We start from the raw sequence: 18261 nt of genomic DNA on the forward strand, positions 1-18261 counted from the left end.
TTGCCGGCGGCTGGCCGGCAACTTCACATGCTTCGGGAATCCTGCAGTTGCCGGCCAGCGGCCGGCACTACCCGGTGCCGCGTGGCCTTCACTCGTACTGGATGGTGAAGGTTGCCTGCCCGTTTGCAACACCGGCACCCACGGTACCGGCCTGGGTCTGCACGTAGCGTGCGCGCAGCGGCAGGCTCAACGTAGAGCTGCCAATAGTGGTCGTGCCGAGGTTGATGGTCTGGCCGAAACGCACTTCGCGCTCGCTGCTGCCATCACGCTGCACCATCTGGATGCCGATGCGCGTAGCGCTGTTGGCAGCGGCGCTGAGCTTGAGCACGCCCGGCATGTTCGAACCATCCTGGTCGGCATCCAGACGGATGCCGACCTTGCTCTGGAACTGCGCAAGGTTGCTGCCCTGGCAGTTCAGGCGGATGTCGAAATCACGGTTGACGGCCTTGGAGCCGACGCCGGTAAAGCTGGTGTTGGGCACGCTGCCGAAATCCACAGGAATGTTGCGGCTGCCGGCCTGTACTTCGCAGGTTGGGCTGACCACGGTGGTGCCCGAGCCCTTGAAGGTCGACGTCAGCACCGGTCTCCCAGCACCATCACCGTCGAAGTAGTACGTGGTGAAGCGGCCGTTCGGTGCGATGGTGCCTGAGCCGGTCTGTGCCGCCGTCTTGATCAGCTGGATGCGGAACTGACCGCCGACCAGCGAGATGGTGGCGTTGCCGGCAAAATTGATGGAGTGCGGGTAGTAGGTCTGGATGGCACCGGAGTCGCGGAACAGACGGATGCCCACGCCCGCGACATCGGTTTCATAGACATTGGAGAAGCCGGCAACCGGCCGGCGCTGCGCTGCATTGACGTACTCGCCGACGGAACGACCACCTGACCAGTCACAGCGGGCGACGCTGTTCTGCTGATTGATCGCCACGCTGATTTCCTTGATCACACCGCCTACGGCAGTGCTGGGCAGGATCACGATCTGCCCCATGTCCATCGTCACGTCCTGAGCGGTAAACCAGCTGGACTGGATGCGACAGGAGGCGCTGGCCTGTTGGGCCAGCAGCACGCCGCCAAGCACGGTCAAGGTGGCCAGCGCCTTGCGGCCACGGAAGAGAATCATCGGCATGCTGCCTCCAGCGGGATGAAACCGGTCTTGGACGCATCGGCGCCCGCCGGTACCTGGTAATCAACCGTGCAGCGCTGGTCAGCACCGGAGCCCCATTCAACCTGAAGGCTGCCCTGGTTCTTCTCGCTGCGCACGTACAGGCGGCCGCCCTGGCTGACCATGCCCACCGGCTGGCCTGTTTCGTCCTTGACCTGCGCGCCGAACGGCAGCGTGCGACCGTCGGCGTTGCGCACCTGGATCAGCAGCGCATTGCCCTTGCGGGTATCGAAGCGCAGGTAGCTGATGGCACCGGCGAACGGAGCGATCGACTGGCTGCTGCTTTCCAGCTCGACATCGTGAGCCATGCCCTGCGGATCCAGGGTCACGGTGTTGAGGCGATACGGCGACACGTAGGGGACCACGGCGTAACCGCGGCCATCGATGCGCAGGCCCGGCGCGTTGCTGACCATGGCATCACGTGCACCCGGTGCCTCGACCAGCACCATGGTTTCGCCGCGCTGCGGGGTCAGGGTCACACCACCACTGTGCATGACCAGGCTGCCGTTGGCACCGAACGATGCCTGGCGGAAGTCACGCGAATGACCGTAGGTCGCGTTCAAAGCGGTGTAGCGGCTGCGGTACTCGGCATTGCCGACTGCGGTGGTGCCACCATCGCGGGTATCGGACAGGGCCACGCCGTAGCTGAAGTTGTTGTCCACGCCTGCGGCGCCGGTGATGCCTACACGGCTGCTGTCGTAGCCACCGCGTTCGCGCACACCGACATCGGCACTGAGCGAGACCGGGCGGGTTCCGCGGCCCAGCGGCACGCTCATCGACAACAGGTACTGGGTATCGGCACGGCCCAGCGCACCTTCTTCGGTACGCAGTGCAGAGAAACCGAAGTTCACCGAGCGCCAGGCGTTGTTGTAGCCCACCTGGTACTGCTTGGCGGTACCGGGGCGATCATAGAAGTCACGCACCGAGCCGGTCACGTACAGCGCGCCCCAGCGACGGCCGAGCGGCTGGTTCAGGGTCAGCTGGAACTGGCTGCGCTGGCGGCCGCGGGTGCTCGGATCGATGCCACGATCGTCGGCGTCGCGTGCGTACAGCGCATCCTGCAGGCTGTAGAAGCCTTCAGTGGAATAGCGGTAAGCGGCCAGGGTCAGGTTGGTGCCGGTCTCGCCGATCATGTTGCTGTAGCTCAGGCGCACGCTGGCGCCGGTGCTGTTGCCGTAATGATCGAACGAGGTACGGGCATGGGTGACATCGGCGGCGAAGGCACCCAGCGGCGTGGACACGCCGATACCGTACAGCAGCGACAGGTAGCCATCGCTCAACGCGCTGCCGCCGTACAGGGTCAGCTGGTTGCCGATGCCGCGCTGATAGGTGCCCTGCATCAGCCACGGCTCATCGCGCAGCTGCTTGTTGCGGACCTGGCCGGCAGTAATCGCATAGCGGGATACACCGGCGCGCAGCATCTGCGGCACCGAACCGAACGGAACCTTGAACTCGCGGCGACGGCCATCGGCTTCGACCACGCTCACTTCCAGGTCGCCGCCGTAACCGGTCGGGTACAGGTCGTCGATCACGAAGTTGCCCGGCGACACCGAGGCCGAATAGATCAGCTGCTGGTTCTGGCGGACTTCGACGCGCGCGTTGGTCTCGGCGATGCCACGCACGATCGGCGCGTAACCGCGCAGCGAATCGGGCAGCATGCGATCGTCGCTGGCCAGGCTGGCACCGCGGTAGCCGATCGAATCGAACAGCTCGCCACTGGTGTAGGCCTCACCCAGGGTGAGCATGCCGCGCACCTGCGGAATACCGCGTTGTGCATAGGTGGCGATGCTCTGCCAATGACGGCCGTCGCCTTCGTTCCAGGTCAGGTTGGAATCGTGGCGGAACTGCCAGCCGCCCAGGTTCAGGCCTGCGTTGAGGCCCAGGTAGGCGCTGCGGTTGCGGTTGCCACCGTCGGTGCGGCTGTCGCTGTCGATCGCGTTGAAGCTGTAGCCAACGAAACCGGCATTGATGCCGCGGTCCCACAGTGCGGGATTGACATAGCCTCGGGCTTCGCGGCGCATGAACGCCTGCGGGATGCTGAGGTCGTAGCGCAGGTTGCCGCTGTCATAGGCGCCGTAGGCGTTGGCCATGCGCTGCTGCACCGGCGCACAGGTGCTCTTGTCCAGGGCTGCGGACGGATCCTGCTGGAGCAGGACCGCTTCGCTGTCCACGCCCAGTTCTTCCAGCGTCGCCACATCCAGGCAGGCATCGACACGGCCCTGCGCATCGGCCTTGAACTGCAGATCGCGGCGGCCCTGCCATGCGCCGTTGACGTAGACGTCGACGCGGTAGTTGCCGGCAACCATCGGGTTGCCATTGGAGAATGCTGCCAGGTCGACCTGCTTGGCCTGGCCAGACAGGAAGCTGGAATTGAACTGCGCCTGTTCCGGCGCACGCGCCGTTGCCGCACTGCTCTGCGCCATCAGCGCTTGTTCGCCGAGATTGGCCGGTGCAGCCAGTGCCCATCCTGGGCAGGCGACGCCAGCAGCCAACAGGCAAAGCGCCTGATGGATCGACAATGTCAATCTGTTTCCGATCACACTGACATTCCTTCAATTCGCCGCACGGCGGCAGTTGCGGGATGCGCAGGCCAATGGCCCACGCGGCGCTTTCAGCCCCCGGTCGCGGACAGGCGGATCGTGTGTTCGACCCGGCCGCCGTAGTCGTTGATGGTGATGAAGCGGACCTGCTCGATGCCGGCCGGAGCCGCGAAATCCAGGCTCTGCTTCGGTGCAACCATCTTTCCCTGCTCTTCGACCGGCCGTTCGCCGCTGCCGGTCACGGCATGCACTTCAGCCAGGGTCACATGGAAGGGACTGGGGTTTTCCACCCGCAGGCGATCACCGCTGCGGGTCCAGCGCAGTGCTGCAGGCGCGTCGTTGGCGACGCCCTTCAGGCCCTGCGGCCGGTAAAAAAGTTTGAGGCGCGAACGAAACGCGACCTGCAGGTAGTTCTGTTCGCCACTGTCGGCGCTTTCCGGCGACGGCGGCACATCCAGCACGTTGAGCCAGAACACCGATTCGTGGTCGGTCGGCAGCTGCGCGCCAGAGAAGATCAGGCGCAGCGCCTGGCTGCGACCGGGCTCGACACGGCTGATCGGCGGCGTCAGCACGAACGGTGCATCACTGGTATCAGCGGTCTGGTTGGCGTCGCCACTGTCGACCCACGCCTGCACCAGCGCGGGCGAGTCGCCCACGTTGTCGACCTGCACGGTGACTTCGCGCGATTGCGCCGGGTAGATCACTCGCGTGCCATTGACCACCACGCCAGCCAGAGCGTTCTGGCAGAAGGGCAGCGTGAACGCTGCCAGCAGCAGCGCCCGGGGAAAGATTGCTTTCATCGGAATTACTACGCTCGAGATGTGTGGCCAAGGGCCGCGAAGCACTGGCCGGCGCGTACGCCGGCCAGTGCGGGGTACGGCTACGATCAGTTGTAGATGATCGTGTACTTGACGTTGCTGGTGACTTCACCGGCAGTCGCGGCGGCGGTCGCGTAGTACTCAGCGTAGTAGTTCAGGTTGGCGGTGCCATCGGCAGCAACGGTCACCCACTGCGAGTTGTCCTGGGCCTGGTTGGCGCCCGAGGCCTTGACCGGCAGGAACTGGTTGTTCGAGCCCAGCAGCTGCAGCTGCACGTTGCCGGCAGCATTGGCTGCAGCCTGGTTGTTCAGGCGGCCGCTGTTGAAGTCAACGGTCGAACCCGGCTCGAAATAGGTAGCGACGTTGCCGGCGCTGCACTTGGTCAGGTTGATCGCGAACGGGGTACGACCGGCGACGGCACCGGCGGCAGCCAGGGTGCTCTTGGAGACCGTCGGCAGGTTGACAGAGAAGTCCTTGCCACCCGGGGTCGAGATGGTGCAGGTCTTGTCGGTGACCTTGCCGTTGAAGGTGATGGTGCCGTCGGCAGCATTGGCGGCCAGCGGAGCGGCAGCCAGCATCAGAACCGCGATGAATTTGATCTTGTGCATTGCTTGTACCTAACCCTACTGAAGAGATGGAAAGTAGAGGAGGAAGCAAGGAGCACTGCCGGGCATCGGACCCTTCCTTGCGTCTCACCTGTCGCCGGATTCGGACGTACCTCTCCCTGAATCCGTGACGCAAGTATATGCATAAATGTGACCCAGTTCTCATAATTTTTTATGAACACAACATATTGACGCCAATAAATTGACGTGGTAGCTCAAAAAATGGAGGGCGTCCGGGAAGCCAAGGCAGGCTTGGCGTGCGACGCAAATGGCACTCGATCATAGGCCGCGTTTGCAGGTAAAAACGGCGTTATTTGACGCGCATCACCCTTCTCGGGTGATGGCCCTAGCAGAACGAAACACTGCCTATCAATGACTGTTCGCGGTTGTCGCTAACTAGGACACACCGAACCAGAGAACGTGTCATGAAGAGCTCGATCCTGCTGTGCGTGGCCTTGATGTCCGTCAGCGCGCTGGCCCAGGCCAGCAGCGGAAGCGTCCGCTTCAGCGGTCGCATCGTCGATCCCGGTTGCACGACGCGCCTGTCCCAGCAGGAGCTGAGCCTGGAGGCATGCCCGCCGTCGGCCAAGGGCGCCAAGGTGGCTGTGACGGCGCTGGGCGAAGGTGAAACGGCAACGCTGCGGGAAGGCGGCCGCCATGGCCAGCAGCTGGCCGTGGCCGCACGCACGCTGCGTGCCGGCGACCTGTCGTTCTCCGAGCGCTATCGCCTGGAAGCCTCCCAGCGCCAACCGCTGCGAGGCGCCTATCTGGTGGTGGTCGACTACCCCTGAGCCGGGTCCGGCAGTTCGAACACCTGCCGCAGGTAGGACAGGTAACCCGGGTCATCGCACATGCTCTTGCCCGGTGAGTCACTGAGCTTGGCCACCGGCTGGCCATTGCAGCGGACCATCTTGATGACGATGTTGAGCGGGGTCGGCCCCAGATCGTTGGTCAGATGGGTACCCACGCCGAACGCCACCTGGCAGCGGCCGCGGAAGTAGTCGTACAGGCGCATCACCTTGGTGATGTCGAGCCCATCGCTGAAGACCAGCACCTTGCTGCGCGCGTCAACGCGGCGCTGCTGGAAGTGGGCCAGCATGCGGTCGCCCCAGTCGAACGGGTCGCCGGAATCATGGCGCACGCCATCGAACAGTTTGCAGAAATACATGTCGAAGTCGCGCAGGAACGCATCCAGCCCGACCACGTCGGACAGCGCAATCCCGAGGTCGCCGCGGTACTCGCGCGCCCACGATTCCAGTGCCGCTACCTGCGAATCGCGCAGGCGCGGACCCAGCGCCTGGAATGCCTGCAGGTATTCGTGGGCCATGGTGCCGTGCGGGGTCATGCCGTACAGGCGCGCGAAGTGCACGTTGCTGGTGCCGACCAACTGCGGGCCCAGCGCGTCGCGCAGCAGCGGCAGCAGGCGTGCATGCCAGTCGCGCGAGTAGCGGCGGCGGCTGCCGTAGTCGGCGATGCGGCACTGTTCGAAGCCGGGGGTATCGCGCAGCAGCGCGGCCTTGGCCTGCAGGCGGCGTTCGCCTTCGGCGAAATCCGCAGTGGTGGTGTTGCGGAACCAGACTTCGTTGATGATCGCCAGCAGCGGCACTTCGAACAGGATGGTGTGCAGCCACGGACCGGTGATATCCAGCTCGATCTCACCGGGCACCGTCTTCGACGCACGCAGCTGGATGTACTTGCGATCCAGGTGGAACAGGCCGAGGAAGTCGGCGAAATCCGGCTTCACGAAGCGCAGGCCACGCATGTAATCCAGCTCTTCATTGCTGAAGCGCAGGCTGCACAGGTGCTCGATCTCCTCATCGATCTGGTCGATGAAGCGGGCCAGTTCGATACCGGGGGTGCGGCATTTGAAACGGTATTGAACCTGCGCGCCGGGGTGCTGGTGCAGCACCGCCTGCATCATGGTGAACTTGTACAGGTCGGTGTCGAGCAGGGACTGGATGATAGGCATGGCTGGAATTATGCGCCTGTAGGGGTGAACCGGGGGCGCCGCCAGTAGATCCACGTCATGCGTCGATGATTCCGTGGAAGCGCGTTACAGCGACCTGCGCAGCAACCTCGGTACCTGCACCAGTGCGTGAGCCCAGATCGCCCCCCACACCGCCACCCGCACCGGCAGCGACCGCTGCGACGCTTCGAACTTGCTGAAGTAGCGCCACAGCCCGCGATGCTTGTGCCATTCCACGAAGAACGGGCGCGAGCGGCTGGACACCCCACGCACGTGGGTCACCTTCAGGTCGTTGGCGATGGCGACCACGCCACCGGCCTCACGCACGCGGCGGCACAGGTCCAGGTCTTCGGCGTGCAGCCGGTAGCCGGCATCCCAGCCGCCGATGCGATCGAACAGGGCGCGCGGCATCAGCAGCAGCGCACCGGACAATGCCGGCACCTGCTGCAACGGCTGCACCGGGTCGCGGGCAATGGCCAACCGCGCGCCGCGCCCGGGCGAGCGCAGCATGGCGAGGAAGTCCGGATCACGCCGCCGCACCGCTTCGTCAGCCTGGCCATGTTCGTCCACCTGCTCCACGCCCAGCAGACTGTCACCCACCGCACCGGCGCGATCACGCAGTGCTGCAAGGGTATCGACTTCGACCATCAGGTCGGGATTGATGAAGGCCAGCCACGGGCTGTGTGAATCAGCAACACCCTGGTTGTTGGCCGCGGCGAAACCGGGGTTGTCCGGGTTGGCGATGAAACGTACACGCGGATCGTGGCTGGCGTGGCGCTGCACGATCTCCAGAGTGTCATCCAGCGAGCCGTTGTCGATCACCCGGATCTCGGCCACGTCCTGCGCCTGGCGCAGTCGCGACAGGCAGGCATCGATGGTGCTGCCGCTCTGGTAGGTGACGACGATGGCGGCAATGGCGGCATTCAAACAGGCGGCTCCAGCGGTGATGGCGGCACGAACAGGTCGCCCTGCCCGCGCGGCATTATCGCCTGCTGCAGGTTGTGCTGCAGGTCCTGGCGCAACGTATGCAGCGGATCATGCATCAGGAAGTCAGCCAGCCGCGGTACCCAGCCCGGCCAGCGCGCGGCCAATGCCTCCAGATCGCCGTCGCGGCTGGGCGCTTCACTGGCACGGCTGACGAAGGCGTTTTCGCACAACACGTTGCGCCAGCCGAGGCCCGCCATGCGCAGGCTCAGATCGACCAGCGCCGCGTTCCAGCCCAGGTAGCTTTCTGCATCCAGGCCACCGGCGCGCCGCCGCGCATTGGCGCGCACCAGCACCGCGTGGGTGACTGCCGAGGGGAGTTCGGGGTGCAGGGCCGGCAGTGCGGCGCAGACGTGGGCCAGCAGCGCCGGGTCGTCCGGTTCTGGGTTGAGCTCGCCCAACCGCGGCCAGGCGGCGGTCTCGCCCACGTTGCACCACGGCGTGGCGGTAGCGATGGCGGCGTCACGAGCAAACGTGGCCTGCAACTGCTGCAGCCATCCCGGTGCAGGCACGCTGTCCGGGGCCAGCACCGCGACGTCCAGGCCATCGCAGGCACGCAGCATTTCGTCCAGGTGGGCAACCTCGCCGAGGGGTCTGGCGCGGCGGGTGTATTCGGCCTGCAGCGGGGTATGTGCCAGCCAGTGTTCGACCACTGCCTGTGCACGTGGCCCGGCCTGCGCGTCATCGCCCAGCCAGATCGATGTACCCGCTGCGGTACCGGCATCAAGCGCGGCCAGGCAGCGGTCAAGTACCGCGTCGTCCACGCCCAGCGGCAACAACACGATCGCCCCCATCCCGCCTCCGTGGTTGTCGGTGGCCACAGCGTAGCACCGGGTGGGTGTCGGCCGGGTTGCACCCGGCACCCGCAGAGGCTTCAAGCCAGGGCCGAAGCAACAGCAACTGCTGGGTTCCTGGGGGATGGCGGGCCGGTGGCCAGTAGATCCACGCCATGCGTGGATGAATCTCCGTCGAAATCGAATATTCCGACATTGAGACGAAAAGCATCCACGCATGGCGTGGATCTACCGGACACGGGGTCGCGTCTGGGGCAGAGCCCCCTGAGTCAGGGGCCGGCCGCGACGCGGCGGGGGTCTGGAAGCTGGCAAGCGGGGCCCGCGGTTCGCGCAGCGAAGCGTGGGAGCGACAGCGCGCATGCGATGGCGCGTTACCCGGGCGCCGCCCGGCCGGCTTACTTCCTGCCCGGCTGGCTCAGTGGCTCCATCGCGCGGAAGCGCTGGCTGTATTCGTCCGTCAGGGTGCGTGCTTCCTGGCCGTTGCGGACGATGGTCGGGGTCAGCAGCACGATCACTTCCGAACGACGGCTGGTGCGGCTCTTCTGGCCGAACAGCGCACCCAGCACCGGAATCCGGCTGAGGCCGGGAATGCCGCTGCTGCCATCAGTGGCCGAATCGGTGATCAGGCCGGCCAGCATGATGGTGTCCCCACTCTGCACCGCCGCCTCGGTGGCCAGCTTCTTGGTGGAGATGCGCGGATTGCAGTTGCGCTCCTGCGGATTGCAGTTTTCCGGCACGTCCGATGCGCTGCTGATCTCCTGCACGATATCCAGGAACACCGTGCCGTCGCGGGTTACGCGCGGGCGCACCTTGAGGATCACGCCGGTGTCGATGTACTGCACCGAGCTGTAGCTGCTGGTGCCGATGCCGGTGTTGACCGTGGTGGTGTTGATCGGCACCTTGTCGCCGACGTTGAGCGTGGCCTCGGCGTTGTTGCGCACAAACACCGAGGGTGTCTGCAGCAGACGCACGTCGGTGACCTTGTCCAGCGCGCTGACCACGGCGGCACCGTTGTGGCCGGTGAACGCCCAGTTGGCGCCATCGTTGCCGGTCACCGCACCGGCGAAGGTGTTCCAGGAGCCGCCCGCCGCTGCCGGCAGGGTCAACCCGGACAGCGCGCCGGTCAGCGCGCGCCCTGCTACGGCGTTGTCGAAGTACCAGTTCACGCCGTACTTCAGGTCGCCGGTCAGCCCGACTTCGGCCACCTGCGCTTCGATATGCACCTGCAGCGGCATCACGTCCAGCTTTTCGATCACCTCGCGGATCGAGCGCCAGGCCTGCGGCGTCGAACGCACCAGCAACGTGTTCGTCTCTTCCACCGCCGACACGCCGACACGATCGCCTTCCACTTCCAGGCTGATGCTGACGTTGCCCGACTGGCGCTGCGGCAGGTTCAGGGAGCCGGAGCTGCCACCGCCACTGCTGGCGCTGCTGCCCCCCACCGTGTTGTTGAAGCTGCTGCCGTTGTTGGCGTCCATGCCGCGCTCGCCATCGCTGCCCAGCTGCGAAGGAATGGCGCCCGGTGCCAGCGATGCCGCGCCGGAACCACTGCGATTACCGCTGCTGGCAAAGGCTTCGCTGAGGCGTTCAGCCAGATCGCGGGCCTTGATGTAACGCAGTTCATGCGAGAACAGGCGCGCGCTGCCACCAGCGGTATCGATGCGGTCCAGCCACTGCTGGATCTGGTCCAGATAGCGCACCTGCGGGGTGATCACCAGCACGGCGTTGGCGTTTTCCAGCGGCAGGAAACGGAACATGCCGGCGCTCGGCGTCTTGCTCTCTTCGCCGAACACCTTTTCCAGATCGGCCGCGACCTGCTCGGCCTTGCCGGACTGGATCGGGAACACGCCCACCGACATGCCCGAGAGCCAGTCGACGTCGAAGATTTCGACGGTATGCAGGTAGTTCTCGAGTTCGGCACGCGTCCCGCCCAGGGTGATCACGTTGCGGCCGCTGTCGACGTTGACGATGGCATTGGGCCGCGCATAGGGCTCCAGCACCTTCTTCATCTCGGTGGCGGAGATGAACTGCAGCGGCACCACGCGCACTTCAAAGCCGCGTGCGCTGGAGGCTGGCGCGGTGCTCGGCGCCACGGTGCCAGCCAGTGCCTGGTCGGCGGCGACGATGTTGTAACGGCCACCGCTGTAGACCATGCGGGCGTTGTTCCAGCCCAGCACCATCTCCAGCAGATTCAGTGCCTGTGCCGGCGACACCGGCTTGGGCGTGGCCAGGGTCACCGTGCCCTGCACCCCGGGCGCGATCACGTAGTTCTGGCCGAGCATGTCACCGAGGATGGCCTTGACCACTGCGTGTACCGACTCGCCTTCGAAGTTGAAGGTCGCTTCACCGGAGCTGGCCGCATGCAGCGCGGGCGAAGGCTTGCGCGCGGCCTCGCGGTTGATCATGGTGCCGGTGCCACGGCGGATCACCGCCTGCGGCGTCCCCTGGGCTTGATCGGCCGCTTCGGTCTGCGCATCGGTGGCGGCCTGACCGGCGCTGGCCGATGGCTGCAGGTTACCGTTGCGTTGCACATGCGGAGCGGACACGGTGCTGCAGCCGACCAGCAGCGTCAGGGCAAGGGACCAGGGAAGAAAACGCAGATTCATGCATTCACTCTATCGGTTGGTGCCATCGCCCGGGGGCGGCGACGGTTGTTGCTGCTGTTGCTGCAGCTGACGGCGGCGGGCCTGGATGCGTTCGCGGATGGCCTGCATCTGCGCTTCGCTGGGACCGTTGGTGTTGGCAGGGGGTGCGACGGCCGCAGCCGGTGCAGGCGACGCCGGCGCCACGTTGCCATCGGTGGCACGTGGGTTGGGCAGAGTCTGGCTGGGCGTCGGTTGTGGCGGTGGCGGCGGAACCACCGCGCCGGGCACAGGCGGTGCGCCATTGGCCCCGCGCAGGACCGTCGGCGCTTCACCGCCCTGGCCATTGAACACGGCCAGCTCCAGCACCTGGCTGCCACTGGAGCCGATCACCGTGGCCTGGCGCGGTTCCAATGCAACCAGCTGCCAGCCATCGACTGCATCACCGTTGAGGCGCAGGCGCAACGATCGGCCCTGCTCGGTGGTGAAGGTGGCCATGCTGAAATCACGGGTGAGCAGCACGCCGGTCAGGCGCAGCGCGGGACTGGCGGCGGCTTCGCTGCCCCCCAGCAGATACGGGCGCGGCTTGCGGTCTTCGGCGAACAGGGGCCGCTCGCTGATCACGCTGTAGCTGTCTGCGCTGGCCATGCGTTCGGCGGCCAGCAGGGGCAACGCCGGCAGCGCGGCCTGGGCGTCGCCCTCCGTGCTGACCGTGGGCAGCCTGCTGCCCAGGCCGAAGCCGGTGGCCAACCAGGTCGCAGCGGCCCATCCGGCCAGCGCCAGCAGCAGCCCGGTGCGCAGGTTGATCTGTTCAAGCTTCATCGGCCACCTCCTGCGCATCGGCAGCAGGCTGCTCCGCCGGTGCCGGTACAGGTGCCGGCGGCGACACCACCGGCGCCGCTGCAGGTGGCGTGGCCACGGGCGCTGTCGAGGAATCGGCGGCAGCACCTGGCAACAGGTAGCCGGCCAGCTCGAAGGACACATCCAGGCCGAGGCCGGATTCGTTCGGCGATTGCTGGAAGCGCTGTGCGATCAGGTTGAGGTTGTCCACGAACAGGCGCGGGCTGCCGGTCTCAAGGCTATGCAGGACAGTGGCCAGTTCGGCCACGCCACAGCGCAGGCGCACCTGCATGGCCACGCGGACGAAAGCGGCGTCGCGACGGTTGTCGCTCAATGGCGTGCGGTTGCTGATGGTGCAGCTGCGGTTGCCCGGGCTGGCCATCGCCACCGCATCCTGCAGGCGTGCGCCGAGCGCGGCCGCAGCGGCCTCGGCGGTGGCTTCCTGCAGGAACCCCGGGCGCTGCTGCAGGGCGTCGCGGGTCGCGCGCAGCCGCTGTTCGATCTGCGGCTGCTGCTGCAGCTGCGCCTGTACGCGCTGCTGGCGTTCGCGCAGGGCAGCGGCATCGGCGTCGATCGCGAGCAATGGCTGGGTGAACCACGGGTGCACCAGCAGCAGGTAGGCCAGGCCCAACACTGCCAACAGCAGTGCCAGTGCCAGCCAGCGGTCACGGCGTGCGCTTGGCATCGGCATGGGCCGCCTCCGTGGTTTCAGTCGCGGCGGCTGCGGGCGCAGGTGCCGCCGAGGGCAATGGCTGCAGCTCGGCGGTCAGGGTGAAGCGGTCGCGGCCACTGGCGGCACCATCGGCCTGCAGCACGCCGGTAAGGTTCACCTTGCGCCACTGCGGCGCGTCCTGCAGCAGCGGAACCAGCTGCGATGCTTCGCTGCTGAGGCCGATCAGCTGCAGGCTGTTGTTCTCGATCGCCAGTTTTTCCAGGTAGGTGCCATCGGGCAGGCGCCGGGTCAGCTCATTCCACACTTCGACGGTACTGGCGCGCTGGTTGCGTTGTGTTTCCAGGAACGTCGCTCCATCCAGCAGCGCCTGCAGCTGGCTGCGTTCGCTGGCGACGCCACGCGCACTGCGGGCGCTGCGCTCGACGTCTTCGCGCAGTGCATCGACGGCGGCGCGGCGATTGTCCAGCAGTTGCATCGCTGCCAGCACCAGCATCACCAGCGCCGCTGCGGCAAGCAGCAGGTTCCAGCGCCGCATCGGGTCCGGCCGCTGTTGACGCTGCGCGGGCGGCAGCAGATTGACCTGCAACGCGCGGCCCTGTGCATCTATCGCATCGACACCGGCCAAGGCATCTGCCCAGTCGCCTATCTGCGCGCGCCACTCATCGAGCTGACGCAGCGGCCAGGCCACCAGCTCCACCTGTAGCAGGCCTTCGCCGGCACTGCCCAGTTCACGGATGTCATAGCTGACCTGGCTGGCTTCGAACGGTGTCTGCCGGTCGATCTCGTAGCCGACCACCGCACGCAGGCGGTCACCTGCCGCGGCGGGCAGACGCAGATTGCGCCGCAGGACCTGCCCGGCGGGCAGCAGCCACACCCGTGGCAGGCTGCGCAGGCGCGGCTCCAGCACGCGATCCAGGTCCGCCGGTTGCAGCGGCCACGGAAGACGGGCCACGGGCTCGAGGCCGTCACCGGTTTCGCGCCAGACCTGCAGCTGCCCGTCTTCGCACTGCAGCAGCAGGCGGGTCTGCGACCAGCCCAGCGCCCATTGCCAGCGCATCGGCACCCAGGCCAGCAACGACTGCCGCCACCAGCGCAGGAAACGGCCGGCCCCGGGGCCGATCTGGCCCTGCACCTGCCGCAGACTGTCCTGCCAAGCCGTCATCTTGCTGCCATTCCCTGCTCCCAGCGAAGCACTGTGTAGGTCCGGCCGGGCACCCCGCCCGATCCGTTGCGCACCACCGCCTGCAGCACCGACAGGCGTCCGCTGCCGTCAGTGGCGCGGGACTCGATACTATAGGTGCCACTGCCGCTGGCAAGCGCCGATGCACCCACAGCGTTATCTCCGTCACGCTCCTGCTGGGCGCGTTGCGCCAGCAGTTGTTCCGCATCCAGGCCCATTGCCGTCAACACCGGGCCACTGGCGAAGCGTGGATCCGGGCGCGCCTGGCGGCTGTAGAGCGTCAGGTGCGGCAGCATCGCGGCATACAGCGATCCGCGCATTCCCAGCACCCGCTGCAGTTCGCCCAGGGTTTCAAAGCGCTTGTTGCGCGGGCCATAGGGCAGGCCTGCGGCAGCGTACTCCGGTGCCTCGGCACCGCCACCCGGCTGCAGCAGGCTGTCTTCGTCGCGCCAGTCGATGATCGCACCGGCCAACTGCTTGGCGGTTTCAGCCGGCTCGCCCAATGCCTGCATGAATGCGGACAGCAGCGCCGCATCCGCCAGGTTGAGGTTGATCTTGCCGTTCTCGTCCAGCACCCGGATCTCGATGCGGGCGTCGTCGAACTGCCAGCGATAGGCGCGGCCGTCGGCCTGCCACGGCGGACGCTGCGGGTCTGGCTGCAGCCGCAGCAGTGCGTATTCCAGGCCCGCGCGCGCGCGCTCCTGGCCGCGTGCATCATCACCGAGCACCCGCTGCTGCAGGTGCTCGACCCGTGCGCTGAGCGCAAAGGCACCGACCAGCGCGGTCATCAGCGCGATCAGCCACAGCACCAGTACCAGTGCGGCACCGCGTGGACGCTTCATCGCGCGCCTCCGCTGCCGCCGGCACGCAGTGCCACCACCAGCGGCGGCCACGGCGCGCCCCTGCTTGGCACGATCTGCACTTCCACCAGCAACGGCAGGCGCCGGGTGTCATCCCAACGGGGCAACCATTCGGTCATCTGCCCGTTGCTGGCGTCGACACCGCGATAGCGCAGCCGTACATCCTTCAAGCCCTCCACCAGCACTTCGGGCGGGCGCGGCGGGTTCTCTTCGATGCGCTCGCCTTCCTGCAGCAGCACCAGCTCCAGCAGCAAACGGCGGTGGCCGGCTGCACCATCCACCTGCAGCGCATGCAGGTACGGGCCGCCGCGACCGAGATAGCCCGGCAGGTCGGCTACGAACTGCATGCCCTGATCGTCGCCCTGGAAGAACACCGGTTCGCGGGTAGGATCGGGCACTTCCAGCGGGCTGCGCAGGGCGCTGGCGAGCTGGCGCCGCAGCAGAGCCTGCACTGCGCGCATGCGTTCACTCTGCGCGGCAATCTGCTCACCGCGCTGGCTGATCGCCATCGCCGAGCGTACGCTGGCGAACGCCAACGCCAGGCCGCCAGCCAGCAGCACCGTGGCCAGCATGACTTCGATCAGCGTGAAGCCCCGCGAGTGGCGCCTCATCGCGCATTCTCCAGCGCAGGCGGCAACAGGCGCAGGCTGCGCCAGCGCAACTGCTCGCGCTCGCTGTCGCCCCAACGCACCTGCAACTGCAGTTCCGCCAGCCACGGTGCACCCGGCGACTGCGCAGCGGGCAGCGCACCACTGCGCGGCTCGGCCCAGGGCTGCACCTGCAGCTGCCAGTGATATCGCCCCTGCTCCCACTCGCCCTGTTGGCTGCCGGCCTGCAGTGGCGCTTCCACGCCAGCGGCGGCCAGCAATGATTGCGCGTGCAGCACCGCGCGCGTGCGCAGCTCGGCATCGCGCACCTGGCGCGCGCCACCGGACAGGCTGCCCAGCAACAGCGTCAGTGCCAACCCAAGCAGTGCGAAGGCAACGATCACTTCAAGCAGGGTGAAGCCACGGGCGCGCGACCTCATTGCGCCCGCCACGGTCCGGAACGGACTTCACCGGTCAACCAGCCCACATCGATGCGCCACTCGGCGCTCTCCAGCTGCAGGCGGATGCGGCCGCCGCTGGAGCCGCCGTCGGGATGGAATTCGATCACGCCCTGGCCGGGCGCGGTGGCCAGCTGTGCGGCACCTTCGAACTGCACCTTCAGCTTGGCCGGCACTTCACCGTGGCGCTGGCTGGCGCCCTGCCAACGATGCTGTGCCGGTTCGATCACGAAGCGCTGCGGCTCGCCGCGGGCAATCGCCTGCGCTCGCACCATGCGCAGCTGGTTGGCGATGTCCTTGCCTGCACTGCGCAGCTGCATGCCGGCAAAGCCGCGCGACATGCCAGCGGCGGTGATCAGGCCGATGGCCGCGATCAGCGCGATCACCAGCAGCATTTCCAGCAGCGACAGGCCCGCTGCGCGCCTGCCGTGCAGGCGCGGGCGGGACAACCGGCGCGGCAGGAAAAGCAGCATGCGTGCTTACGGCTGGTAGCGGATGTCAGCGTCGACGCTGCTGCCGCCGGCCTTGCCGTCCTTGCCCAGGCTGATCAGTTCATACGCCTGGCCTTCGCCCGGTGCGCGGTACTCCAGCGCGTGGCCCCACGGGTCGTTGAGGTCGGCAGGCTTGGCATACGGGCCGAGCCAGCCACCAACGCCGGCCGGTGCGGTCACCAGGTCGTTGAGCGAGGCAGGCAGCTTGCCGGTGTCGATCTGGTAGTTGTCGACCTTGGAGGCAACGGTCTGCACCTGCGCCTTGGCGATGTTGGCCTTGCCGCGATCGGCGCCGCCGAGCACGCGGCTGGCGACCAGAGTCAGCACCGCACCGATCAGCACGATGACGATGATGATCTCCAGCAGGCTCATGCCCGACTGGTGGCGTGCGGCGGTGAAGGAAAGGCGGATCGGTCGACGGGAAGCAATCATGGTCGGTCCTTTCAGGTACGGGATGTCGGGGTTGCAGGAGGCCATCGTCAGCCGATGGCGTTGGTGAGGTCGTACAACGGCACCAGCACGGCCACGATCACCGCACCGACCACCGAGGCCAGCACCAGGGTGATCGCCGGCACCATCGCCGCCAGCAGGCGGTCGATGCGGCGGGCACTGTCCTGTTCGAAAGTATCAGCAGCTTTCAGCAGCATGGTATCGAGCGCGCCGGACTCCTCGCCGACCTGGATCATCTGCAGCGCCAACCGGGGAAAGCGCTTGCCGCGCGACAGCGCCAGCGACAGGCCGGTGCCGTTCTTGACCTCGTCGGCGGCGGTTTCCAGATCGGCAGCCAGCGCGCGGTTGCCGAGCACGTTGCGGGCGATGCCCAGCGCCGCCAGCAGCGGCACGCCGTTACGCAGCAATGTCCCCAGGGTGCGCGCCAGCCGCGCGGTTTCCAGTTCGCCCAGCAGGCGACCGATGCTGCGGCGCTGCAGCAGCCAGCCATCCAGCGCCAGACGGAACGCGGGCTGCCGCGCCTTGCGTTCGAACAACAGCAGCAGCACGCCCGGCACCACCAGCAGCAGCACCCACCAGTCGCGCACGAACAGGCCCAGCTGCAGCACCAGGTTGGTGAACCACGGCAACGCTACGTCCAGGCTTTCGTACATCTGTGCGAACTGCGGCACCACATAGCCCAGCAGGAACAGCAGCGCACCGCCCACCACCACCAGCAGGATCGCCGGGTAGACCAGCGCGTTGATCACCTTGCCCTGCAGCGCACGGCTGCGCTCGAGGTAATCGGCCAGGCGTTGCAGGGTGTCGTGCAGGCTGCCACCGGCTTCACCGGCGCGCACCATGTTCACGTACAGGCGCGAAAACAGGCCGTGCTGGCGTTCCAGCGCAGTCGACAGCGGCGCGCCACCGCGCACCACGTCCCGGATGTCGGTGATCGCACGGCGCGAGCGCTCGTCTTCGGGCAGGCTGAGCAGGATCGACAGCGCGCGGTCCAGCGGCTGCCCGGCACCGAGCAGCGTAGCCAGCTGCTGGGTGAACTGCAGCAGTGCCGCGCCCTGCAGCGGACGCTGGCGGAACAGGCCGCGCAGGCTGGTGCCACCAACCGCACCACCGTCGGCCAGCTGCGTTTCCATCGGCAGATGGCCCTGGTCCTGCAGGCGAGCGACCAGCTCGGCCTCGCTGGCCGCTTCCATCTGTCCGTCGAAGATCTCGCCGTGCGTATTGAGCGCCTTGTAGCGATAGTTCGGCATGTCAGCCCCTGCGTCCTGCGCGCA

General features: G+C 66.8%; 18 protein-coding genes. 1 reads left to right on the forward strand and 17 read right to left on the reverse strand.

Annotated elements, in window-relative coordinates:
• Positions 1-88: 88 nt before the first annotated feature.
• The 4 genes from WKB25_RS08750 to WKB25_RS08765 all read right to left on the reverse strand — a co-directional run bounded on the left by WKB25_RS08750 (position 89) and on the right by WKB25_RS08765 (position 5125).
• The gene (locus tag WKB25_RS08750; RefSeq protein WP_340570008.1) at positions 89-1123 is read right to left on the reverse strand and encodes a fimbrial protein; all 1035 of its coding nucleotides are present in this window, start codon (positions 1121-1123) and stop codon (positions 89-91) included.
• The gene (locus WKB25_RS08755) at positions 1114-3678 is read right to left on the reverse strand and encodes a fimbria/pilus outer membrane usher protein (RefSeq protein WP_340570009.1); all 2565 of its coding nucleotides are present in this window, start codon (positions 3676-3678) and stop codon (positions 1114-1116) included. The genes WKB25_RS08750 and WKB25_RS08755 overlap by 10 nt, the downstream gene beginning before the upstream one ends.
• 92 nt (positions 3679-3770) lie before the next feature.
• Complete coding sequence (locus WKB25_RS08760; protein ID WP_089238705.1) at positions 3771-4499, reverse strand: molecular chaperone; 729 nt, start codon at positions 4497-4499, stop codon at positions 3771-3773.
• 86 nt (positions 4500-4585) lie between these two features.
• On the reverse strand, positions 4586-5125 hold the full coding sequence (locus WKB25_RS08765; protein WP_049469455.1) for a fimbrial protein: 540 nt from the start codon (positions 5123-5125) through the stop codon (positions 4586-4588).
• A gap of 422 nt (positions 5126-5547) precedes the next feature.
• On the opposite strand from WKB25_RS08765, the gene WKB25_RS08770 reads away from it, so the two are divergent.
• Positions 5548-5913, forward strand: coding sequence for a type 1 fimbrial protein (locus WKB25_RS08770; RefSeq protein ID WP_100462866.1), 366 nt, complete (start codon positions 5548-5550; stop codon positions 5911-5913).
• Here WKB25_RS08770 and pncB read toward each other — a convergent pair.
• The 13 genes from pncB to WKB25_RS08835 all read right to left on the reverse strand — a co-directional run bounded on the left by pncB (position 5904) and on the right by WKB25_RS08835 (position 18237).
• A complete protein-coding gene (pncB, locus tag WKB25_RS08775) occupies positions 5904-7091 on the reverse strand; it encodes a nicotinate phosphoribosyltransferase (protein ID WP_340570010.1) in 1188 nt (395 codons plus the stop codon). The genes WKB25_RS08770 and pncB overlap by 10 nt on opposite strands.
• An 84-nt stretch (positions 7092-7175) precedes the next feature.
• On the reverse strand, positions 7176-8015 hold the full coding sequence (locus tag WKB25_RS08780) for a glycosyltransferase family 2 protein (RefSeq protein ID WP_340570011.1): 840 nt from the start codon (positions 8013-8015) through the stop codon (positions 7176-7178).
• Positions 8012-8866 carry a glycosyltransferase gene (locus tag WKB25_RS08785; RefSeq protein ID WP_340570012.1) on the reverse strand — a complete coding sequence of 285 codons (855 nt, stop codon included), beginning with the start codon at positions 8864-8866 and terminating at the stop codon, positions 8012-8014. Before WKB25_RS08785 ends, WKB25_RS08780 begins: the two co-directional genes overlap by 4 nt.
• Positions 8867-9261: 395 nt before the next feature.
• Positions 9262-11472 carry a type II secretion system secretin GspD gene (gene gspD, locus WKB25_RS08790; protein ID WP_340570013.1) on the reverse strand — a complete coding sequence of 737 codons (2211 nt, stop codon included), beginning with the start codon at positions 11470-11472 and terminating at the stop codon, positions 9262-9264.
• A gap of 9 nt (positions 11473-11481) precedes the next feature.
• Positions 11482-12270 (reverse strand): hypothetical protein, encoded by a 789-nt coding sequence (locus WKB25_RS08795; RefSeq protein WP_340570014.1) that lies wholly within the window; start codon positions 12268-12270, stop codon positions 11482-11484.
• A complete protein-coding gene (gspM, locus tag WKB25_RS08800) occupies positions 12260-12979 on the reverse strand; it encodes a type II secretion system protein GspM (RefSeq protein WP_208081807.1) in 720 nt (239 codons plus the stop codon). Before gspM ends, WKB25_RS08795 begins: the two co-directional genes overlap by 11 nt.
• Positions 12954-14123 (reverse strand): PilN domain-containing protein, encoded by a 1170-nt coding sequence (locus WKB25_RS08805; protein ID WP_340570015.1) that lies wholly within the window; start codon positions 14121-14123, stop codon positions 12954-12956. The genes gspM and WKB25_RS08805 overlap by 26 nt, the downstream gene beginning before the upstream one ends.
• The gene (locus WKB25_RS08810) at positions 14120-14983 is read right to left on the reverse strand and encodes a general secretion pathway protein GspK (protein WP_340570016.1); all 864 of its coding nucleotides are present in this window, start codon (positions 14981-14983) and stop codon (positions 14120-14122) included. The genes WKB25_RS08805 and WKB25_RS08810 overlap by 4 nt, the downstream gene beginning before the upstream one ends.
• Entirely contained in the window at positions 14980-15612 is a 633-nt protein-coding gene (locus WKB25_RS08815) for a type II secretion system protein J (protein ID WP_340570017.1), read from the reverse strand. Before WKB25_RS08815 ends, WKB25_RS08810 begins: the two co-directional genes overlap by 4 nt.
• Positions 15609-16028, reverse strand: coding sequence for a prepilin-type N-terminal cleavage/methylation domain-containing protein (locus tag WKB25_RS08820; protein WP_025876704.1), 420 nt, complete (start codon positions 16026-16028; stop codon positions 15609-15611). The genes WKB25_RS08815 and WKB25_RS08820 overlap by 4 nt, the downstream gene beginning before the upstream one ends.
• Positions 16025-16519 carry a GspH/FimT family pseudopilin gene (locus WKB25_RS08825; protein ID WP_180166719.1) on the reverse strand — a complete coding sequence of 165 codons (495 nt, stop codon included), beginning with the start codon at positions 16517-16519 and terminating at the stop codon, positions 16025-16027. The genes WKB25_RS08820 and WKB25_RS08825 overlap by 4 nt, the downstream gene beginning before the upstream one ends.
• 6 nt (positions 16520-16525) lie before the next feature.
• On the reverse strand, positions 16526-16969 hold the full coding sequence (gene gspG, locus WKB25_RS08830) for a type II secretion system major pseudopilin GspG (RefSeq protein WP_032951922.1): 444 nt from the start codon (positions 16967-16969) through the stop codon (positions 16526-16528).
• Between the two features lie 47 nt (positions 16970-17016).
• Positions 17017-18237, reverse strand: coding sequence for a type II secretion system F family protein (locus tag WKB25_RS08835; RefSeq protein WP_340570018.1), 1221 nt, complete (start codon positions 18235-18237; stop codon positions 17017-17019).
• Between the last annotated feature and the right edge of the window lie 24 nt (positions 18238-18261).

The sequence above is a fragment of the Stenotrophomonas sp. G106K1 genome (genome assembly GCF_037969685.1).
GTDB lineage: Bacteria > Pseudomonadota > Gammaproteobacteria > Xanthomonadales > Xanthomonadaceae > Stenotrophomonas > Stenotrophomonas lactitubi.

Coding starts and splice junctions, on each gene's coding strand:
- WKB25_RS08825 (WP_180166719.1), bottom strand. CDS start 16,519: ATGCTGCTTTTCCTGCCGCGCCGGTTGTCCCGCCCGCGCCTGCACGGC.
- WKB25_RS08810 (WP_340570016.1), bottom strand. CDS start 14,983: ATGAAGCGTCCACGCGGTGCCGCACTGGTACTGGTGCTGTGGCTGATC.
- WKB25_RS08785 (WP_340570012.1), bottom strand. CDS start 8,866: ATGGGGGCGATCGTGTTGTTGCCGCTGGGCGTGGACGACGCGGTACTT.
- WKB25_RS08835 (WP_340570018.1), bottom strand. CDS start 18,237: ATGCCGAACTATCGCTACAAGGCGCTCAATACGCACGGCGAGATCTTC.
- WKB25_RS08765 (WP_049469455.1), bottom strand. CDS start 5,125: ATGCACAAGATCAAATTCATCGCGGTTCTGATGCTGGCTGCCGCTCCG.
- WKB25_RS08815 (WP_340570017.1), bottom strand. CDS start 15,612: ATGAGGCGCCACTCGCGGGGCTTCACGCTGATCGAAGTCATGCTGGCC.
- gspG (WP_032951922.1), bottom strand. CDS start 16,969: ATGATTGCTTCCCGTCGACCGATCCGCCTTTCCTTCACCGCCGCACGC.
- WKB25_RS08795 (WP_340570014.1), bottom strand. CDS start 12,270: ATGAAGCTTGAACAGATCAACCTGCGCACCGGGCTGCTGCTGGCGCTG.
- gspD (WP_340570013.1), bottom strand. CDS start 11,472: ATGAATCTGCGTTTTCTTCCCTGGTCCCTTGCCCTGACGCTGCTGGTC.
- pncB (WP_340570010.1), bottom strand. CDS start 7,091: ATGCCTATCATCCAGTCCCTGCTCGACACCGACCTGTACAAGTTCACC.
- WKB25_RS08750 (WP_340570008.1), bottom strand. CDS start 1,123: ATGCCGATGATTCTCTTCCGTGGCCGCAAGGCGCTGGCCACCTTGACC.
- WKB25_RS08820 (WP_025876704.1), bottom strand. CDS start 16,028: ATGAGGTCGCGCGCCCGTGGCTTCACCCTGCTTGAAGTGATCGTTGCC.
- WKB25_RS08770 (WP_100462866.1), top strand. CDS start 5,548: ATGAAGAGCTCGATCCTGCTGTGCGTGGCCTTGATGTCCGTCAGCGCG.
- WKB25_RS08760 (WP_089238705.1), bottom strand. CDS start 4,499: ATGAAAGCAATCTTTCCCCGGGCGCTGCTGCTGGCAGCGTTCACGCTG.
- gspM (WP_208081807.1), bottom strand. CDS start 12,979: ATGCCGATGCCAAGCGCACGCCGTGACCGCTGGCTGGCACTGGCACTG.
- WKB25_RS08805 (WP_340570015.1), bottom strand. CDS start 14,123: ATGACGGCTTGGCAGGACAGTCTGCGGCAGGTGCAGGGCCAGATCGGC.